This window comes from Embleya sp. NPDC050493, from assembly GCF_044458105.1.
Classification (GTDB): Bacteria; Actinomycetota; Actinomycetes; order Streptomycetales; family Streptomycetaceae; genus Embleya.
On sequence record NZ_JBITHP010000046.1, the window covers coordinates 46,428 to 62,425 of the forward strand.

At 72.8% G+C, this 15,998-nt stretch carries 17 protein-coding genes; 8 read left to right on the forward strand and 9 right to left on the reverse strand.

Going from position 1 to position 15,998, the window contains the following annotated elements; translation table 11 throughout:
* Positions 1–451 precede the first annotated feature (451 nt).
* The 4 genes from ACIBM5_RS44605 to ACIBM5_RS44620 all read left to right on the forward strand — a co-directional run bounded on the left by ACIBM5_RS44605 (position 452) and on the right by ACIBM5_RS44620 (position 4,023).
* Entirely contained in the window at positions 452–1,390 is a 939-nt protein-coding gene (locus tag ACIBM5_RS44605; protein WP_396012418.1) for a hypothetical protein, read from the forward strand.
* Positions 1,391–2,051: 661 nt separating this feature from the next.
* Positions 2,052–3,380: a HEAT repeat domain-containing protein gene (locus ACIBM5_RS44610; protein WP_396012420.1), complete on the forward strand. Its 1,329-nt coding sequence runs from the start codon at positions 2,052–2,054 to the stop codon at positions 3,378–3,380.
* A gap of 111 nt (positions 3,381–3,491) precedes the next feature.
* Positions 3,492–3,770, forward strand: coding sequence for a hypothetical protein (locus ACIBM5_RS44615; RefSeq protein WP_396012421.1), 279 nt, complete (start codon positions 3,492–3,494; stop codon positions 3,768–3,770).
* A 1-nt stretch (position 3,771) separates the two neighbouring features.
* Positions 3,772–4,023, forward strand: a complete 252-nt coding sequence (locus tag ACIBM5_RS44620; protein WP_396012422.1) for a hypothetical protein — start codon at positions 3,772–3,774, stop codon at positions 4,021–4,023.
* A gap of 24 nt (positions 4,024–4,047) precedes the next feature.
* On the opposite strand, the gene ACIBM5_RS44625 is transcribed toward ACIBM5_RS44620, so the two are convergent.
* Positions 4,048–4,542 (reverse strand): hypothetical protein, encoded by a 495-nt coding sequence (locus ACIBM5_RS44625; protein WP_396012423.1) that lies wholly within the window; start codon positions 4,540–4,542, stop codon positions 4,048–4,050.
* Between the two features lie 279 nt (positions 4,543–4,821).
* Between ACIBM5_RS44625 and ACIBM5_RS44630 the strand changes: the two genes are divergently transcribed.
* From ACIBM5_RS44630 to ACIBM5_RS44640, 3 genes are all read left to right on the forward strand, one after another.
* Complete coding sequence (locus tag ACIBM5_RS44630; protein ID WP_396012424.1) at positions 4,822–5,568, forward strand: hypothetical protein; 747 nt, start codon at positions 4,822–4,824, stop codon at positions 5,566–5,568.
* 328 nt (positions 5,569–5,896) lie between these two features.
* Entirely contained in the window at positions 5,897–6,601 is a 705-nt protein-coding gene (locus tag ACIBM5_RS44635; protein WP_396012425.1) for an AAA family ATPase, read from the forward strand.
* A 118-nt stretch (positions 6,602–6,719) separates the two neighbouring features.
* A complete protein-coding gene (locus ACIBM5_RS44640) occupies positions 6,720–6,857 on the forward strand; it encodes a hypothetical protein (protein ID WP_396012426.1) in 138 nt (45 codons plus the stop codon).
* 252 nt (positions 6,858–7,109) lie between these two features.
* Here ACIBM5_RS44640 and ACIBM5_RS44645 read toward each other — a convergent pair whose 3' ends face one another.
* The 8 genes from ACIBM5_RS44645 to ACIBM5_RS44680 form a co-directional block, all read right to left on the reverse strand.
* The gene (locus tag ACIBM5_RS44645; RefSeq protein ID WP_396012427.1) at positions 7,110–7,292 is read right to left on the reverse strand and encodes a hypothetical protein; all 183 of its coding nucleotides are present in this window, start codon (positions 7,290–7,292) and stop codon (positions 7,110–7,112) included.
* Between the two features lie 21 nt (positions 7,293–7,313).
* A complete protein-coding gene (locus ACIBM5_RS44650; protein WP_396012428.1) occupies positions 7,314–8,414 on the reverse strand; it encodes a hypothetical protein in 1,101 nt (366 codons plus the stop codon).
* Positions 8,415–8,633: 219 nt separating this feature from the next.
* Positions 8,634–10,526 (reverse strand): ABC transporter ATP-binding protein, encoded by a 1,893-nt coding sequence (locus tag ACIBM5_RS44655; RefSeq protein WP_396012429.1) that lies wholly within the window; start codon positions 10,524–10,526, stop codon positions 8,634–8,636.
* A 124-nt stretch (positions 10,527–10,650) separates the two neighbouring features.
* Positions 10,651–11,073 (reverse strand): lasso peptide biosynthesis B2 protein, encoded by a 423-nt coding sequence (locus ACIBM5_RS44660; protein WP_396012430.1) that lies wholly within the window; start codon positions 11,071–11,073, stop codon positions 10,651–10,653.
* On the reverse strand, positions 11,070–11,342 hold the full coding sequence (locus tag ACIBM5_RS44665; RefSeq protein WP_396012431.1) for a PqqD family protein: 273 nt from the start codon (positions 11,340–11,342) through the stop codon (positions 11,070–11,072). Before ACIBM5_RS44665 ends, ACIBM5_RS44660 begins: the two co-directional genes overlap by 4 nt.
* A complete protein-coding gene (locus ACIBM5_RS44670; RefSeq protein ID WP_396012432.1) occupies positions 11,339–13,159 on the reverse strand; it encodes an asparagine synthase-related protein in 1,821 nt (606 codons plus the stop codon). Before ACIBM5_RS44670 ends, ACIBM5_RS44665 begins: the two co-directional genes overlap by 4 nt.
* Before the next feature lie 128 nt (positions 13,160–13,287).
* The gene (locus ACIBM5_RS44675; protein WP_396012433.1) at positions 13,288–13,554 is read right to left on the reverse strand and encodes a hypothetical protein; all 267 of its coding nucleotides are present in this window, start codon (positions 13,552–13,554) and stop codon (positions 13,288–13,290) included.
* Between the two features lie 188 nt (positions 13,555–13,742).
* Positions 13,743–13,877, reverse strand: coding sequence for a hypothetical protein (locus tag ACIBM5_RS44680; protein WP_396012434.1), 135 nt, complete (start codon positions 13,875–13,877; stop codon positions 13,743–13,745).
* Positions 13,878–14,124: 247 nt separating this feature from the next.
* Here ACIBM5_RS44680 and ACIBM5_RS44685 point away from each other — a divergent pair, with 247 nt between their 5' ends.
* Positions 14,125–15,450, forward strand: a complete 1,326-nt coding sequence (locus ACIBM5_RS44685) for a hypothetical protein (RefSeq protein WP_396012435.1) — start codon at positions 14,125–14,127, stop codon at positions 15,448–15,450.
* Positions 15,451–15,998 lie beyond the last annotated feature (548 nt).

The following is a 15,998-nucleotide window of genomic DNA, read 5'->3' on the forward strand; positions in this document are numbered from 1 at the left end:
ATGGCCCGCAAAGTGGCAGAAGCCCTCGAGGAATCGCGTCCCGCCGTCGTGTGAAACCGCAACAAGGCAACGCGCAGGGTCCGCGTGTTCGGGAGGGTGGCCGCCGGTCAACGGCGGTCCCAGCAGCGGATCCGACCAGCGCGCTCCCACGCGCCCAACGACGTTCATCCCAGGAAACGCGTCGACACGCGCGGTCCGGTCGTCGGGGTCGGGTGTGCGCGTCGTGGGGTGGCTCCCAGTGCCGCAGGCCGTGTCCTGAGGGGCGTCGAATCGTTGGGGAGTTCGGCAGCACGATCGACGCCTCGGTCCCAGCTCGCCCGGTCCCGTGGCCGGGTGGGTGCCGAAGGACCGAAGACGCACCGCGTCGTCACGCACCCGTCGGATTCCCGGTCTGCTGCCTTCCGGTCCCATGGCGTGCGGGTCACGGGACCGCACGCCTGAAAGAGCGATCGTGTCGTCGAACCAGGCCCGCAAGAACCAGACCCGCCGCCTCGCCGCGCGGGAGGGTATCCGCTACCAGGAAGCGTTGCGGCGGCTGCGCGCCGAGCGATCCGGAGACGCCGCGCACGCGTTCGTCCACGAGGTCCGTACCGCGCAGTCGTGGGAATTGTTGTCCAAGGAGGCACCCGCGATCGCATCGGGTCTCGCGGCGGCCTGGGCGTTGGACGGGCACCGGGTACTGGCGGTGACCTCGAGGTCGGATCGGCGCGCGGACGCGTGCACGCCCGCCGACACGTGGTGGACGCGAACGATCGCGGTACCCGGGTCCGGCGTCCTGGACGTGCTGGTGGCGACGCTTCCCCCGGCCGGGCTCCGCACGACGGCGGACCCGGATTCCGCTCCCGGTTCCGCCCTCACGCGGACGATCGATGCCGCCCTGCGCGACTACGACCATGTCGTGCGCATCGGCGACGACGCCCGCTGTGTCCCGCCGACGACCCACAACACGGTGATCATGACAATCCCCCGCGCGGAAATCGCCACCCACGGGTGGCGTCTGGACATCCCCATCGACGAACTCGGCCGTCTGGACTCGACATCGCGCCGGCACCGCCTGGACCTGACCCCCGCCCAGAGCTCCGTGCTGTTCCGGCAGATATTCGCGAACCGAATCGTCATGCAGCCCTGCGTCGGGCTGGTGACGACCGTCGAGGACGACGCCGACCCCGACACGAACCGCGACTTCCACGATGCCGTCTACCGTGACATCGCCGCCAGCGGACTCCCGGTCCTGGCGGAACTCCCCCACACCTGGCGCGCACGCCCGAAGCAACGCGTCGACGACCGTGTCCTGGACCTGCCCGACGGCCCGTTCGCGAACGCGTACCGCCACGCCGCACGCGAAGTACGCGCCGCGGCGCAACTCCGCCGCGCCGATCGCCTCGGGTGAGCACAATGTCGGTCGGCGGGTCTTCGGCGTGCTCGGTCCCGAACGCAGCCGCGGGTGCGGCCGAGCACCGACCGTCGCGGTCTCGCCGTCGCTCGTCGTATCGCGTCATGCTCGAAGCGTCCTTGCTTCCGAGGACGTGGAGGCCCCGTCGTGGGTGACCACAGCTGATCGGCCGGACAGCTCCTAGTCGGGCGGGTCGGGCGTGCGCGGTCGGGCGTGCGCGGCCGGGCGTGCGCGGCCGGGCGTGCGCGGCCGGGCGTGCGCGGCCGGGCGTGCCAGCGTTCGCCGGCCAGCGCCCGCGCCACCAGGTCGACGGCGCGCTCGGCGGCGGCGCGGGATCCCTCGTACTCGTACATCCTCAACACCCCGTCGATCGCGTGCACCGGGACGGCGTCGCGCAGGTCCAGGCGGGCGGTTCCGTACCCGTCCCGCGCCGCGGCGAGGGTGGCAGCGACGTGTTGGCGGGCCATCCGGGCCAGGATCACCGGGAACGTCCGCAGCACGTCGTGATCGCGGTAGCCGGGCGGCACCTGGTCGAACAGCCACGCCACGGCGGTCTCCTCCCAGCCCGCCTCGCCGGGCGGACTACCCCTCGGGGCCACCCGGGCGAGGCGATTCGTTCGCGGGATCGGCGTCAGCGGTAGCTGCGAGCATGCGGATCATGAAGCAATCCGACGATCTCCTGGCCGGGCTGGATGACATCGACTGGGCAGCCCTGGGGCACGCCTACGGCAGCGCCGAGGACGTGCCCGACCAGCTCCGGGCGGTGTGCGGGCCGGACGAGGAGGCCCGGGAGGACGCCTTCCGGAGCCTGTTCGGCAATATCTTCCACCAGGGAACCCGATACTCCGCCTCCCCGTACGCCGTGCCGTTCCTCGCCCGGATCGCCGCGACCGGCCCGCCCGGCGCGCGGGGCGACGCGCTGCTGCTGCTGACCCGGTTGGCCGTCGACTGGCACGACGAGTACGACCTCCCGCTCGGCATCGATACCGCCGCCTGGCGCGCCGCGGCCGTCAGCCCCGAGGAGACCCTGCGCTGGTACGACGAGGAGATCGCCGCCGAGACCGACGAGCAGCGGCTGCGGGGCCTGCGCGAGGCGCGGGCATATTGCGCGGCGGGGCACCCGATCGACGCCCGCGAGGGCGCACTGCGCTCCTACGACGCGGTCCGCGCCCGACTCCCCGCGCTGTTCGACCTGCTCGGTGACCCGGACCCGGAGATCCGCACCCGGACCGCGTACCTCCTCGGCTGGTTCCCCGAAGAGGCCGACACAGCCCTGCCCCCGCTGCTGGCCCGCCTCGACCGCGAGCCGGACCCGATTACGGCCGCCACGGTCCTCGTCGCCGTCGGGCTGCTCGCCGATCACGACCCGGACGGCCGGCTCCGGCGCCACCTCGACCACGGGCACCCCCTGCCGCGCTGGGCCGCCGCCACCGCCCTGGCCCGCCTGCGGATCGCCCACCCGACCGCCGCACCCGGCCTGCCGCCGACCGAGCGCATCACGGCCGAGCTGGCCGCCTTCGGCGCCGGCCCCGCCCCCGAACCCGCCACCGCCCACCACAGGGGCGACCTACACAGCTACACCGTCCGCAGCCTGCTGAGCCTGATGCGCGCCGCCGAGGACCCGGACGCAATCCTCCGGAGGATCGCCGCCGTCCTGCCCCACATCAAGGAGACCCGGGTCGTCCCCCGCCCACTCGCGTCCCGCACCCAGAACCTGCTGGCAGCACTGTTCGACCCCGCCGACACCGCACCGGTGTTCGCCGATCTCTCCCCCGGACGCCGGGAACTGCTACACGTCCTCGCCGACCTGCTGACCGCCAAGGACTTCCAGACCTGGCCGTTCGGCTCGGACCTCCACGAGCGGTTCACCGAGCGCGGCCTCCCCGGCACCCGCCCCGCCCTGCGCGCCTGGGTCGGCCTACCCACCGAGGGCGAGGACCCGACGGCACCCCTCCCCGACCCCTGGGAAGCGTTCCGCACCCGCTGAGGCCGCAGCCCTTCACCGCACATCCGCAGCCGGGCAGGGCGGGTACCGATCAACGCCGGCGGGATGTCACGCTGGGGTCGTCGGATCGTGGCGGGAAACGAGAGGGTATCGATGGCCGAGGGGTACACCACCGTGGTCCGCGGTGAACGCGTCGAACTGCCGAACACACTCGGCAAGATCCGCGCCGCGCTGCCGGAGGAACGGCGCGCCGCGTTCGACGAGGAGATGTACTCCACACCGCTGGATCAGATCCAGGCGCGCGCCCTGTTGGGGTGGGCGTTGCCGCCGGAGGCGGACGTCGAGGACGACGAGGAGGCGGCGCGGGCCCGGGCGGGTGAGAGGTTCGGGTTCTTCGACCACGAGGGAAAGCCACGCGAACTGGGGGACTGAAATGGCGTATCTCGTGCAGTACGCGAGCACGGCCGAGGCGGAGTTGACCAAACTGAGCGCCTCGCGACAGCGCGAGGTCCGCTCCGGGATCGACGGCTCCATCGGCCGCGACCCCTACGGCTGCGGCTCCGCCCCGGTCCGCGGCGACAGGGATCGCCGCGAGGTGTCCGTCGCCGGCGTCGTCCTGCGCTACGAGGTCAGTCCCGGCGTTCTGATCGTCACCGTCCTGCGCCTGGTCGCGCCCTTCGGCTGACCACGAACTCGTGACGGCAGGGGGTCAGGTGCCGGCGGCGCCCGCCGTGACGAGGGCGCGGGGCAGGTCTTCGTCGGGTTGGGGAATCTCGCCGTAGTCCTCGTCGTCGCCCTCGACGCGCAGCCGGTTCACGACGGCCTCGAGGGCGTGGGGCAGGCGGGGCAGGTCGCCGCGGCGACATTGTTCGAGAATCGCGGCGCGGGCGTGGTCGGGTAACAGGAGTCGGTCGCGGTTGTCCTGGTGGTCGGCCGGGGGCGGTGTGCGGGCGAGTTGGTGGGCCTGGTCGAGCCAGAAGTGGGCGTCGCCGATCTCGCCGCGGGTGCGGTGGTCGAGGTAGAGGCAGTAGGCGGCGGTGTGGCTGCCGGCCCCGGCGGCGAAACGCCACCAGAAGCCGGCCGCCTCGTCGCGTCCGGTGATGTGCAGCAGGCAGGCGAACACCAGGGCTCCCCGCGGTTCGATGCGGCGGTCGTTGACCAGCCGTGACAGGCGGTGCGCCGCGTAGGGGGAGTTGAGGATCATCACGTCGGTGGAGCCGAGTTCGCGGGCGGCGCGCTCGTGCCGCGACAGGTCCAGACCCCCGGCCGAGCATCCCGAGCCTGGACACGTCCACGCCGTGGGAGACCATCCCCGACGCACAGGGAAGCCGGGCTTCCCGGCTTCCCTGTGTCGTGTCGGGCGCGGACGGAACGCTCTGGCGGCACGGGACTGTCGCCGTGCGTCCACCAGACATTACGATCCGCACGCGTGGGTCGCGTGTGCGCGGCTGCGCGCCATGGATCGACGTTCGGGGGAGAAGTCGTGTTGTCGTATTCGAGGGTCCGTCGTGCCCACGCGGCCGCCGCAACCGCCGCGCTGCTGTTCGGGATGACCGCCTGCGGATCCGACGGCGGCTCCCTCCCGCGCCCGCACCGCACCCAGGCCCCGCCGACACCCCAGTTCGCCCGGACCGTGGGCCCTTTGACCCAGGATCAGGCGCGGCGCAGCGTCCTGACCCCCGAGGACGTCGGTCCGGGCTGGAGCGCGGGAGCCCTCGAGGACGGCGTGCCCGATCCCGGCGACGAACCGTTTCCGAAGTCCGCCGGGAGCCGGGCGTGCGACAAGGCGCTCGACGATACGCGGACCGGCGCCACCCGCGTGACCGTCGGTGCGGAGCGCGAGTTCGAGCAGGACGGGACCGGGGTCAAGGTGATCGTCTCCACGCATGTCCATTCGGGGGACGGCGCGGTGGTCCAGCTCCGCTGGACCCGCGCGATGGTGGAGAGCTGCGGGGATGTCGATTTCCCTGTGGCCGATGGTGCCGCCGCCGTCCGATACCGTGCCATCGCCGCCCCTGTGGTCGGGGACGAGGCTGTGGGCATGCGGATGGTGATGCGCCCGGGCGTCAACCCGGGTACGGCTGCCACGACCGGGGACATCATCACCGTGCGGGTGGGCCCCAACACCGTCACCGTCCTCGTCGTCGGCGACGCCGGCCTCGACCCCGTCGTCCTGGAACGGCTCGCCCGCCGCGCCGGCGAACGTCTGGTGACCGCCACCCGGGAGTGAGCGACCACACCCTGCCCCGGACGCGGCGCCCCCGACGAAATCCGTTGCGCCCGGGACGGCCGTCCAGTGGGTCACGTCACCGCTCCCGCCCTGTGTGCTGTGCCTGGCGGCCGGTACATCAGGGGCCGCGCCATATGGGCGCCGGTTCGTGCGGGTCCGCCCCGTGCGGGAGCGGGGTGCTCGGGCGAACGAGCGTGCGGGCGTGGTGGATCGCGACGGCGCCGCGGGTGCGGTGGTCGGTGGTCTTCGTCGGTTTCGGTGTCGTGGAGGGTGGGGCGCGGCCAGACTGGGTCGCGTCGGGGGCGTGTCGATCGGGAGGAATCGTCGCGTGTTCGTGGAGTCCGAGGTCGATTCCGTGGTCATGTCCGGATGGGGTACGGCAGTGACCGCCGGGCTGCTGGAGGTCCACGAGGCGGTGCGCGAGGTCGCCGCGATGCCCGCGGTGGCGTGTGTCACCGGGGCACCCGGGGTTGGGAAGAGCACCGCCGTCGCCGACGCGTTACGCGCCGAGCGTGGTGAACGCGGGCAGGACGCGGTGTGGTTGACCTTCCGCTCGCGCCCCACGATGGCAATGCTGCGCGACGCCCTGTGGCAGCGACTGTGGCCTGGGACGTTGACCCCGCGCTCGCGCACCGATTTCGAGCACGGCGTCACCCGGGCGTTCGAACGCACCCGCCGCACCGTGGTCCTCGACCGCGCGGACGTGCTGCCGCGCGAGGCGTTGGAGTACTTCGCCGCCCTCGCGGAGGATCCGCGCGTCGACGTCGCGCTGATCGCGATCGGCTCCCCCGCCTGGGGCGCGGCGCTGCCGCAACGCGCCCCGAACCTGCACTCGTTCACCTACCGCCGCATCCGCCTCGAGCCGTTGACCGACGCCGAGGCCCGCACGGTCGTCCCCGGCCTGCACCCCATCTGGGCCGACGCCACCGCCCACGCGATCACCGACCTCAACCACGACGTCGCGGGGGCCTTGCGCGGATGGCAACGGGTCACCGCCCACCGCCTCGCCACGCCGGGCGCCGATCGCACGTGACGCCCGAGGACAAGCCGGGCTCGTACCGGCCGTGTCGGTGGGGGCGTGTACGTTCGCGCGTGGCCGCCGGAGACGATCGGCCCGCCGGCCACACGTGCGCACCCCCCTCCCCCACCGCATGATGTGGGACATCCAGAACGTGTTGGACGAGATCGCAAACGGCGACGGTGACGCCCGAGCGATCCAGGCCGAAGTGATCAAGTACGCCGGTCTGCTGCGGCAACACCTGGTCGACCACGCCGTCGGGCGGCTCTGACCCGACCCGCGGTCGCGCGCGGGAAGCGTTCGTCGGGGAACGCTTTCGGGGGACGGCGGTCTCGGCCGTCCCCCGATCGTTGCCCTCGCTCTCGCGCAACCGCCCCGCCGCTTCACCGACGGAGCCACGTCACCTCGTCCGGTCGGAGCTCAATCGACCACGACCACCCCGGGGACTTCGACGAGATCAGGGCCAGCCCTTCGTGTGATCGTCGGCATGCGGCGAGCCGGAAGGTGAGCGGCGCCTTGGCGGTCAGGTCCACAGCGCGGGCCTGCAGTTCGTCGGCTTCGGGGGTGCGGTGTACCTGGTGGCGCTGCGCAGGGTATCGAGGCGGACCGCGACGAAGGCCGACTGCATGCCGGCGCTTTCCAGGGCCAGGGGCCCGGCGGCTGCCGCACGTTCCGGCTGGTGCTCGTCGATCAGGGCCGCGCCCATCTTGCGCCCACCGCCGAGCCGTCAAAAGGGCGGGTCGTCGGCGCATCCCTCGGATTTCCTCGAGGGGCTGAGGCGCAAGGCGTCGGGATCGAAAATCCGCTGCAGGGTATGGGTCAGTCCGTCGCCGTAGTGGTCGATCTGTGTCATCCAGGGCATTGAGGCCATCGAGCGGGCGAGTTCGTGGGTGACGCAGTCGTCGAGGGCGGTGCGCAGGGTGTCGGGGACGGGGTCGTCGACCAGGCACAGCCATCCAAGGGCGGCGCTCACCCGCACTTCCGCCGGCCGTCCCGGGTCCGCCCAGCATGTCCGCATCCATGCGACGGCCCCCTCGTCCGGGTGTTCCCGGGCCAGTTGGGCGATGGCCAGGACCAGGCACGCCCGCACCCGCGCGACCCCCTCCACGCGCAGACGATCGTGCAACGCCGCGACGATCCCGTCGACTTCGCCGGAGGCCGCGGCAAGGACGTAGGCCGCCACGCAGCGCACCTCGGGGTCGGGGTCGTCGAGCAACGCCGTCACGATCCCCGCGTCGGCGGTGATCGCATCGCGCGCCGCGGCGATCGACCAGTTCTGCAGGTATCCGCAGGCGGGGAACGCCCATTCGTCGTCCGCGTAGCCGACCAAGAGCAGGTCCCCGCGCCCGAACTCATGGTTGTGCACGCGGCGGGCCACCCCGCCGACCAGCCACAACACCTCCGACCGGTGATGCGTCGAGGGATCGGCGGCGAGACGCAGCAGGAACGGCACCGCCAGCGCCCCCGGCGCGGACGGCTGCCCCGCATGGCACACGCAACCCCACAAGCCGCGGATCACCGAAAGCACGGTCGGGGCATCCGCCGACCGAAGCCGCCCCAGCTCCTCGGCGATTTCCTCGCCGGGCCCGAACACGTGCGGAAATCGCGACCACGGCACCCGATCGAACTCGAAGCCGTCCCACACCTCGACCGGCATCCGCGCCATGACCACCCGCACGTCCCGCTCGGTCCCCCGCCACTCCTCCGACCAGGTCTCCGGCAACGCCCCACCCATCGACCCCTCCGGCAACTGCCCACCGTTCCAGGCCTCGCGCAACGAATCGGTCCAGGCCTCGTGCAACGCGTTGACGTCGAAGTCGTCGTTCATCCGCCCCTGTCCCCAAGGCTCGTGCCGGTCGCGTCCGCAGCCCCCGTACGAGGCCTTAGCGCCGAACGCAGGGCCGGCTGTCGCGGAGCACGCCGCACCCCACGACGTCGGACACCGGAAAGCACCCGGCCCCGGTTGGGGAAGCGAGGTCTCCGGTCGCGTCGGCACGCTATCGGTCGCCACCGACGCGCTCGCGTGGTGTCCGGGCGGGCCGTCGGGTCAGGTCTGTTGCAGGCGGTGCAGTTCGGCGAAGAGCCCGTCCTGTCGTACGAGTGCGTCGTAGGTGTCGTCCTGGACGATGCGGCCGTCGTGCATGACCAGGACGCGGTCGGCGACGCGGGCGTTGGCGAGGCGGTGGGTGATGAACACGGTGGTACGGTCGTCCGCGAGTTTCAGCAGGGACCGGAAGACGGTGTGTTCGGCGCGGGCGTCGAGCGCGGAGGTGGGCTCGTCCATGATCAGCAGTGCGGTGTCCCGGTGGAACGCCCTGGCAATGGCCAGGCGTTGCCATTGGCCGCCGGAGAGGTCGTGGCCGCCCCACCAGGAGCGGGCGAGGCTGGTGTCGAGCCCGTGCGGCAGGGCCGCGATGACGGCGTCGGCGCCGGACGCGCGGGCGGCGTCGTGGATGGCGTCGTCGCCGCGTTGGTGGGGGATGCCCAGGGTGATGGTGTCGCGAACCAGGAACGGCCAGTCGTAGGCGTCCTGGGGGACGAGGGTGACGTGTTCCCACAGGCTTTCGGGATCGGCGTCGGCCAGGTCCAGCTCCCCGGTGGGGCCGCTCCAGCGCACCCGGCCGGACTGGGGGAGGTAGAGGCCTGCGATGACGCGGGCGAGGGTGGTCTTGCCGGAGCCGTTCTCGCCGACGAACGCGATCGTCTCCCCGCGTCGCAGGGTCAGCGTGACGCGGTCGAGGGCGGGGCGTTTCGCGCCCGGGTAGGTGAACGTGACGTCGTCCAGGTGCACGGCCGTCCACTCTGCGGGGAGTTGCCCGGCCCCGCGGACAGGGGCTTCATCACCGGCGCCGGCGCCGGTGGTGAAGCGGGCCCAGTCGCCGACGTACAGGCCGTGTTCGAAGAGTTCGCCGCAGGCGTGGACGGCGTCGGTGAGGGCCATGGTGGCGGTGCGGATGGCGACCGCAGCGCCGGCTGCGGTGGCTGCGGGAAGGGTGCCTCGGGCGGTGAGGTAGATGAGGGTGGCGTAGACGGCGCCGGTGCCTAGCCCCGCGACGGCCTGCCCGGCCAGGCGTACCAGGGCGGTGGAGCGGCCGGCGCGGGCGGCTTCGTGTTCGATGCGGTCGGAGACCTTGCGGTAGCGGTCGAGGAGGTAGCCGCGCATGCGGTGCACGCGGACCTCGGGGGCGGAGTCCTTGTAGGTGAGGTCGCCCATCAGGACGTAGCGCCAGCGGCGGTCGGCCAGGAGTTTGCGGGCGCTGCGGTGCTGGATGCGGGCGGCGACCACGCTGGCCGCGGCGTGTGGCAGGACGGCGAGCAGGAGCAGCGGCAGCAGGATCGGATGCAGGGTGGCCAGGACTCCGGCGGCGGCGACGACTTGGAGGGCGGCGGCGCTGGTGTGCATGGCGGCTTCGAGGAGGCGGTGGCCGCGGTCGGCGCCGTCCTCGGCGGCGCGTTTGGCGTCGGCCCAGGTGGGGTCGTCGTAGGCGACGAGGTCGGCGCGGGTGACGGTGTCCAGGAGGCGGGCGGCGGCGTGGCTGTCGACGCGTGGGCCCAGGCGGGCGGAGGCGGCGGAGATGACGGCCTGCAGGATCGCGTGCACGCTCGCGGCGGCGACCAGGAGCGTCAGGGCGGGTGCGGCGGCGCGGACGGTGGTTTCCCAGGCGCGGTCGTTGAGGGCGAGCAGCGGGGTGAGGACGTCGGTGGTGGCCAGGAGTCCGAACGCGGTCGCGGCGGCGGCCCCGAGTTGGGCTGCGGTCATCACGAGCAGGGTGCGCGGGTCGATGTGCCAGGCCAGGCGTGCGGTCAGGGCCAGGTCGGACGGCACGCGGGCGGCGATGCGGCGCAGTGAGGTGTCGGCGAAGGCGTTGTCGTGGGAGCGGTCGGGGGGTTCGGTGTCGGGGACGAGGATGTCCCCGGGGCGGGTTTGGCTTTCGGTCACGGCCTGAGAACGAGATTCCCCCGAACGAGTTACCTCGTTCGGGGGTGGCGAATCCTGGCGCGGCCGGATTCCGGGGCCGCAGTCGAACGCGCAACTCGTGCTCGGGCCGGCCCTGTTCGCAGGTTCAGAGGGTGTGGACGGGGTGCAGTTCGCGGTCGAGTTCGGCTTGTTCGCCGATGATCCGGTCGCCGGTGGTGGTCCAGGCGTGGAGTTCGAGGGGGTCGAAGCGCGCGCCGAGGACGAGGTGGGTGTGGCGTCGGTGTGCGGCGGCGGCGAGCGTGGTGGCCAGGGCGGTCTCCAGGCAGGCGACGCGGCCGGGGTGCAGGCGTGCGGCGCTTCGGACCGCGGCGCGGTGGCGCACTGCCTCGTCGCAACTCGCCGGGCGGCGGGCGGTCGCGTGGCGCAGGGCGCGGGTGACGGTGAGGCAGTGTCGCAGCGGCAGGGCCTTGAGCAGGATGGTGGCGGTCCACAGGGCCAGGTGGCCGCTCGCGCGTTCGGCGCGGGTGAGGTCGACGGGGATGGGGGCTTCGGCCATGACGACGGTCATCGGGGCCTCCGCGCGCGGGGTCGGGTGATCAGGTGGGCGGCGTCGGCCTGGTGGAGAAGTTGGGTGATGTCGGCGCCGGCGCGTTCGTGGGGGATGTGGTGGGTGGTGGCGAGTTCGGTGGCGAGGGTGTCGGTGTCGGTGCCGTCGGTCAGGCGTTGCCACATGTGGGCTGCGGTGGGGTCCAGGAGTGTCCAGCGGGCGGTGCGCAGGTTGAGGATGGCGCCGCCGCGGTCGGTGCAGGTCCAGTGGACGTGGGGGGCGGGTGTCACGCGCATAGGGTGGCCTCGCGTTCGGTAGGGGTCCCGGTCCACCAGTGGTCGTGGTGGTGTTCGAGGGTGCGCAGCCAGATTTCGGTGACGACGAGCATGTGGATCTCGGCGTGGGAGTGGGCGCCGCACAGGGTGCGCTCGAGGGTGGTGGTGATGCGGGCGGGGTCGACGAGTCCGGCGGCGGCGAGGCGGGATGTGGCGATGAGGTCGCGGACCCAGGGTTCGCGGGCGCGCAGGCCGGCGCGGGCGGTGCCGTCGAACGCTCCGGCGGTGCGGCGTTGCAGGAGGGTTTCGGGGACGGTGCCGCGCAGTCCGTACAGCAGGGGTTTGTAGTCGTGGGGCGAGAAGCGGACGAGTTCGGGGGCGCTTGCGCAGACGGTGACGACGGTGTCGTCGAGGTAGGGGAAGTGCAGGGGAACATGGTTGTGTTCGGCGATGCGGGCGGTGTCGGTGTGGGTGGTGCCGCTGAAGCGGATGGCGTCCCAGTAGTCGCGGCGTCCGGGTGGCATCTTGCGTGGGGTCCGGGTGCGGGAGGTGTCGACGAGGTCGGCGATCGCGTGGCGGCCGTGTGGGGTGAGCCAGGCGGCGCCGGGGCGGGGTCCGCAGGGGGCGAGGGCGTCGGGGCGGTCGACGTCGATCGGCCCGCGGCGCAGGTCGGTGGCGAGGTTGGCGAGTGCCCGGTGGTGGTCGGTGCGGGCGAGGGTGGCGAGTTGGAGGGCGGTGTCGAGGACGGAGGTGTTGCCCACCCGTGCCCACCGGGCGAGGTGGCGCAGGACCTCGCGTCGGCGGCCTGGTTGCCAGGCGTCGACGAGGAGGGATCCGGATCCGGTCAGGACGGCGTCGCCTCCCTCGCCGGACAGGTGCATGTCGCTGTCGTGGGCGCGGGCTGCGGCGTGGGTGAGGTCGAAGGTGCCCAGGACGGCCAGGGCGAGCGCGGGCCCGTCGGTGAACGGGACCGTGGCGGGGTCGGCGAGGCCGTGGTAGTTGGCGCTGTCCTCGGTGCCGGTGACAATCTCGTGGCGTAGGAGCGGGATTTGGGCGGCGATCGCGCGGGCGTGGTCGACGTCGGAGTTGATGGAGAAGTCGTCGCGCCAGGTGATCCCCACCGCCGGGGTGTCGCGGGCGAGCAGGCATGCCAGGGTGCCCGAGTCCAGGCCGCCGGACAGGTCCGTGGTCGGGGAACTGGCGTCGGCGGCGCGCACGCGCACGGCTTCCTCGAGCGCGGCGGCCAGCCGCTGCGGGTGGTTGTGCCCTTGGGGTCCGGTGGGTTCGGGGGCCGGATGCATTCGCACGCCCTGGGGGCCGATCCGCAGGACGGCGCCGGGCGGCACGCGGTTCACCTTCTCGAACAGGCTGTGGTCGCCGAGGGGGTCGACGCCGACGACGGTGATCGTGCACAGCGCGCGGATCGGGTCGGGGCCGGTGCCGATCGCCGCGGCCAGGGGCGCCGCCGCGTCCGCCCACAACACCGCCTCCCCCAGCCGCGCCCAGTAGATCGTGCGCAGCCCGGACAGGTCGCCGCGCACGCTCACTTCGGCGCGCTCGCGTCGTACGGCGACGAAGGAGCCGGGCCACTCGCGGGTCACCGGCCACCACACGTCGGGTCCGGACAGGGCGGCGCGCAGTTGCGGTTGCGTCGCTCCGCACACCCCGGCGACGAGCAACTCCCGCGGACCCTGTGTTGCCTCGCGAATCTCGTCCTCGCGATACCCGCTCGTCCATACGGGGGTTCGCCCGCCGCCGCGCTCGATCGCGCGCGCCGGGCGCATCCCCAACACGTGGCCCTCGGGCAGCCACGCGCCCGCGATCAACCTCATGCCTCTCCCCTTTTCTAACGTCTGTCGTCGTGCTTGTCGGTGTGAGACCGCGCAAAGGGGCGGGCGCCCGGAATCGTGATCGTCCGGGCGCCCGCGTCGGATGTGCGCGGTTACGCGGGTGGTGGAGGTCAGTCCGGGACGCCGCTCTTTCGGCGCTCGGTGAGGTCCTTGACGTCTCCGCGGTCGCGGCCACACGTGGCGCGGACGGCGTCACCACCGGTGGCGATCGCCGGCGAGCGGTAGCGGGACCGGTGCGCGCCGGCGCGCGGGTAGTAGCCCGTGGCGTCGATGATGTCCTTGCTGTTGCGGCCGAGCGTGACGCCCACGGCGTCACCCCCGTCGGTCACCAGCGGAGCGCGGTAGCTCCGCGGCGGAGTGGTGGGTGTGGTGGTCACTGTGTTGTCCCTTCCGGACGGTGACCGGCCGTGGTCCGCGATGTGCGGCCGGGCCGGTCGCTTTCCCTGTTCGAGGGCCGGCGGCGTGGTCACGGCACCGGCGCGATGGTTTGCGAGCCGCATCCGCTGCGGCGGTCGGTTCCCGGGAGGGCACTCGGGAGCCGTCCCCGGGAACGGGCGGAGGGCGGCTACTTCTGGCGGTACTCGGTGCGGTCCTGCACGTCGAAGCCGTTGCGGCCGCGGGTGACGGCCTTCGCGGCGCCGCCGTCGCTCAGGATCGGCGCGGTGTACGCGTTCTTCGGGGTGGTGTTCCGGGTCTTCACTGAGCACTCCCGTCATGGGGACCCGACGGCCCTGTGGGGGCTTGGGGTCCGTGGGTTCCGGCGGTTGCCGGTGATTCCAGTGCACCGCGTTGCGCGGCGCCGGTCACCGGTGTGTGTCGGGGTGTTCGGGGAGACTGCGGTGTGCCGGGTTGTACGGGGTTGTGTGGACCTGTCGCCTCGGCGCGGTGCCCTCTACCGTCGGGGACCCGGCTCCCTGCCGGTGCCCGGCCCGTCAGGAGAAATCGGTATGATGAACCCGGTCACCAACCACCCGCTCGACCAGCTCCTGCGGGAGTCCGGATACAGCAACGGGGCGCTCGCCCGCCAGGTCAACGCCGCGTTGAAGGGCACCACCTCGTACGACAAGTCCACCGTCTACCGGTGGCTGCGCGGCAGTTGCCCCGCGCCCGACGTCCTGCACGCGCTCGCCGGCGTGTTCGGGCACCGGCTCGGCCGCCCGGTCGCGGAGGCGGACCTGGGCTTCGGGCCCCGGGTGGCCGTCCTGGAGACGACGTTGACGTTACCGACCTCGGTCGGCGCTACCGTGGAAGCCGCCACCGGTCTTTGGAGGTTGCTCGTGCACCGCCGCGATCTGCTGCTCGGCGGCGCGACCACCGCCGCCGCCTCCCCCACCGCCGTCTTCGGCTGGCACTTCACGCCCGACGACCGCACGACCGAGCGGGCGGGCGCCTCGACCCGGGTGAGCGCCGACATCGAGGCCCTGCACCTCGCGCGCACGCGGTTCACCCAGCAGGACTGCGAACAGGGCGGCGGGATGACCCACCCGTGGCTGTCCGCCTACCTCGACCGGCACCTCGCCCCGCTCTTGAACGGCTCCTACACCGACCCCGTCGGCCGCGAACTCTTCCCCGCCGCCGCGCAGTTGACCGAGTTGTGCGGGCACATGCTCTACGACGCCGGCGCCCACGGCGCCGCACAACGCCAGTTCATCCTGGCCCTGCGCATGGCCAAGGCCGCCAGGGATCGAGCCTTCGCCGCACACGTCATCTCCAGCCTCGCCACCCAGGCCGTGTTCCAACGACGCGGCCACGACGCCGTGCAACTCGCCCGCGCCGGCGTCACCGCAGCAGGCAACCACGCACCCCCGGCCTCGTTGGCGCGGCTGTACGGGGTCGAAGCCCGCGGCCACGCACTCACCCTCGACGAACCCGAGGCACGCCGCGCCCTCGCCGACGCCGACAACCACCTCGAACACATCGGCGGCGACGACTCGGCCCGGTTCGCCTCCTACACCCCCACCCACCACGCCGGAACCGTCATGCACACCCTGCGCGACCTCGGCCACGCCCGCGAAGCCGCCCGCCACCTCGACGACGTCCTGCGCCCCACCCCCGGCCGCCTACGCGCCGGCGCCCTGCACCGGGTACTGGCCGCCTCGGTCCTGCTGCGCCTGCGCGAGGACGAACACGCCTGCCGCCTCGCCGCACACGTCATCGCCGGCAGCCGCGTCGACTCCAGCCGCCTCCGGGCACGCCTGACCGAGTTCAACACCGAAGCCGCCCGCACACACACCCCAGCCACCCGGGACTACCTCGAAGCACTCCGCGCCTGAGCGCCCGACACCTCCCGCGACTCGTGATGGTGTGCAGGCCCCGTTGTCCGACCGCGAAGGGGTGGAGGTCGGGACGGCGTGCGTTGCGGTGGCGTTCGGCGGCCACGGCCGGGCGACCGGCCGACGATCGGGTCGACCGCGGGGAACCGGCCCGGCGCCCGGGCGTGTTCGAGCACCAAGCGGTGGTCCGGGCCACCACCGTGGATCCGCCGGCGTCGGACTCGACGACGCGCCCGCGCCTGGGCGCGATCGCGAGGGCTGAACGGGTCGGCAAGCTTGCTCGGCGGGCCGTCGCCGAACTTTCGGCACGAGGGCTCGCCGAGCTTTCCCCGAGTGCTCCCCGATTCCGACACCTGTCCGGCGTTCTCGCTGGTCGGCCGCCGCATTCGCCGAACCTTCGGGAAGGGCTCGGCGAGCCCTCCCCGAGCCCTCGCCCGAATGCGGCGCCTGGACCTAGTGTCCTGAGTCGCAATTTCGCATAGAGTTCTGGGATGACACGTCCTGGACCGAAGCTTGCGCCGTTGGACCTGACCGCCGGGGAGCGGGCG

What these genes read in the sequence shown, in the direction of transcription:
- ACIBM5_RS44620 (WP_396012422.1), top strand. Translation starts at nt 3,772, where the DNA reads ATGGCGTATCTCGTGCAGTACGCGAGCACGGCCGAGGCGGAGTTGACC.
- ACIBM5_RS44610 (WP_396012420.1), top strand. Translation starts at nt 2,052, where the DNA reads ATGAAGCAATCCGACGATCTCCTGGCCGGGCTGGATGACATCGACTGG.
- ACIBM5_RS44660 (WP_396012430.1), bottom strand. Translation starts at nt 11,073, where the DNA reads ATGACCGTCGTCATGGCCGAAGCCCCCATCCCCGTCGACCTCACCCGC.
- ACIBM5_RS44640 (WP_396012426.1), top strand. Translation starts at nt 6,720, where the DNA reads ATGATGTGGGACATCCAGAACGTGTTGGACGAGATCGCAAACGGCGAC.
- ACIBM5_RS44625 (WP_396012423.1), bottom strand. Translation starts at nt 4,542, where the DNA reads ATGATCCTCAACTCCCCCTACGCGGCGCACCGCCTGTCACGGCTGGTC.
- ACIBM5_RS44670 (WP_396012432.1), bottom strand. Translation starts at nt 13,159, where the DNA reads ATGAGGTTGATCGCGGGCGCGTGGCTGCCCGAGGGCCACGTGTTGGGG.
- ACIBM5_RS44645 (WP_396012427.1), bottom strand. Translation starts at nt 7,292, where the DNA reads ATGGGCGCGGCCCTGATCGACGAGCACCAGCCGGAACGTGCGGCAGCC.
- ACIBM5_RS44615 (WP_396012421.1), top strand. Translation starts at nt 3,492, where the DNA reads ATGGCCGAGGGGTACACCACCGTGGTCCGCGGTGAACGCGTCGAACTG.
- ACIBM5_RS44650 (WP_396012428.1), bottom strand. Translation starts at nt 8,414, where the DNA reads ATGAACGACGACTTCGACGTCAACGCGTTGCACGAGGCCTGGACCGAT.
- ACIBM5_RS44685 (WP_396012435.1), top strand. Translation starts at nt 14,125, where the DNA reads ATGATGAACCCGGTCACCAACCACCCGCTCGACCAGCTCCTGCGGGAG.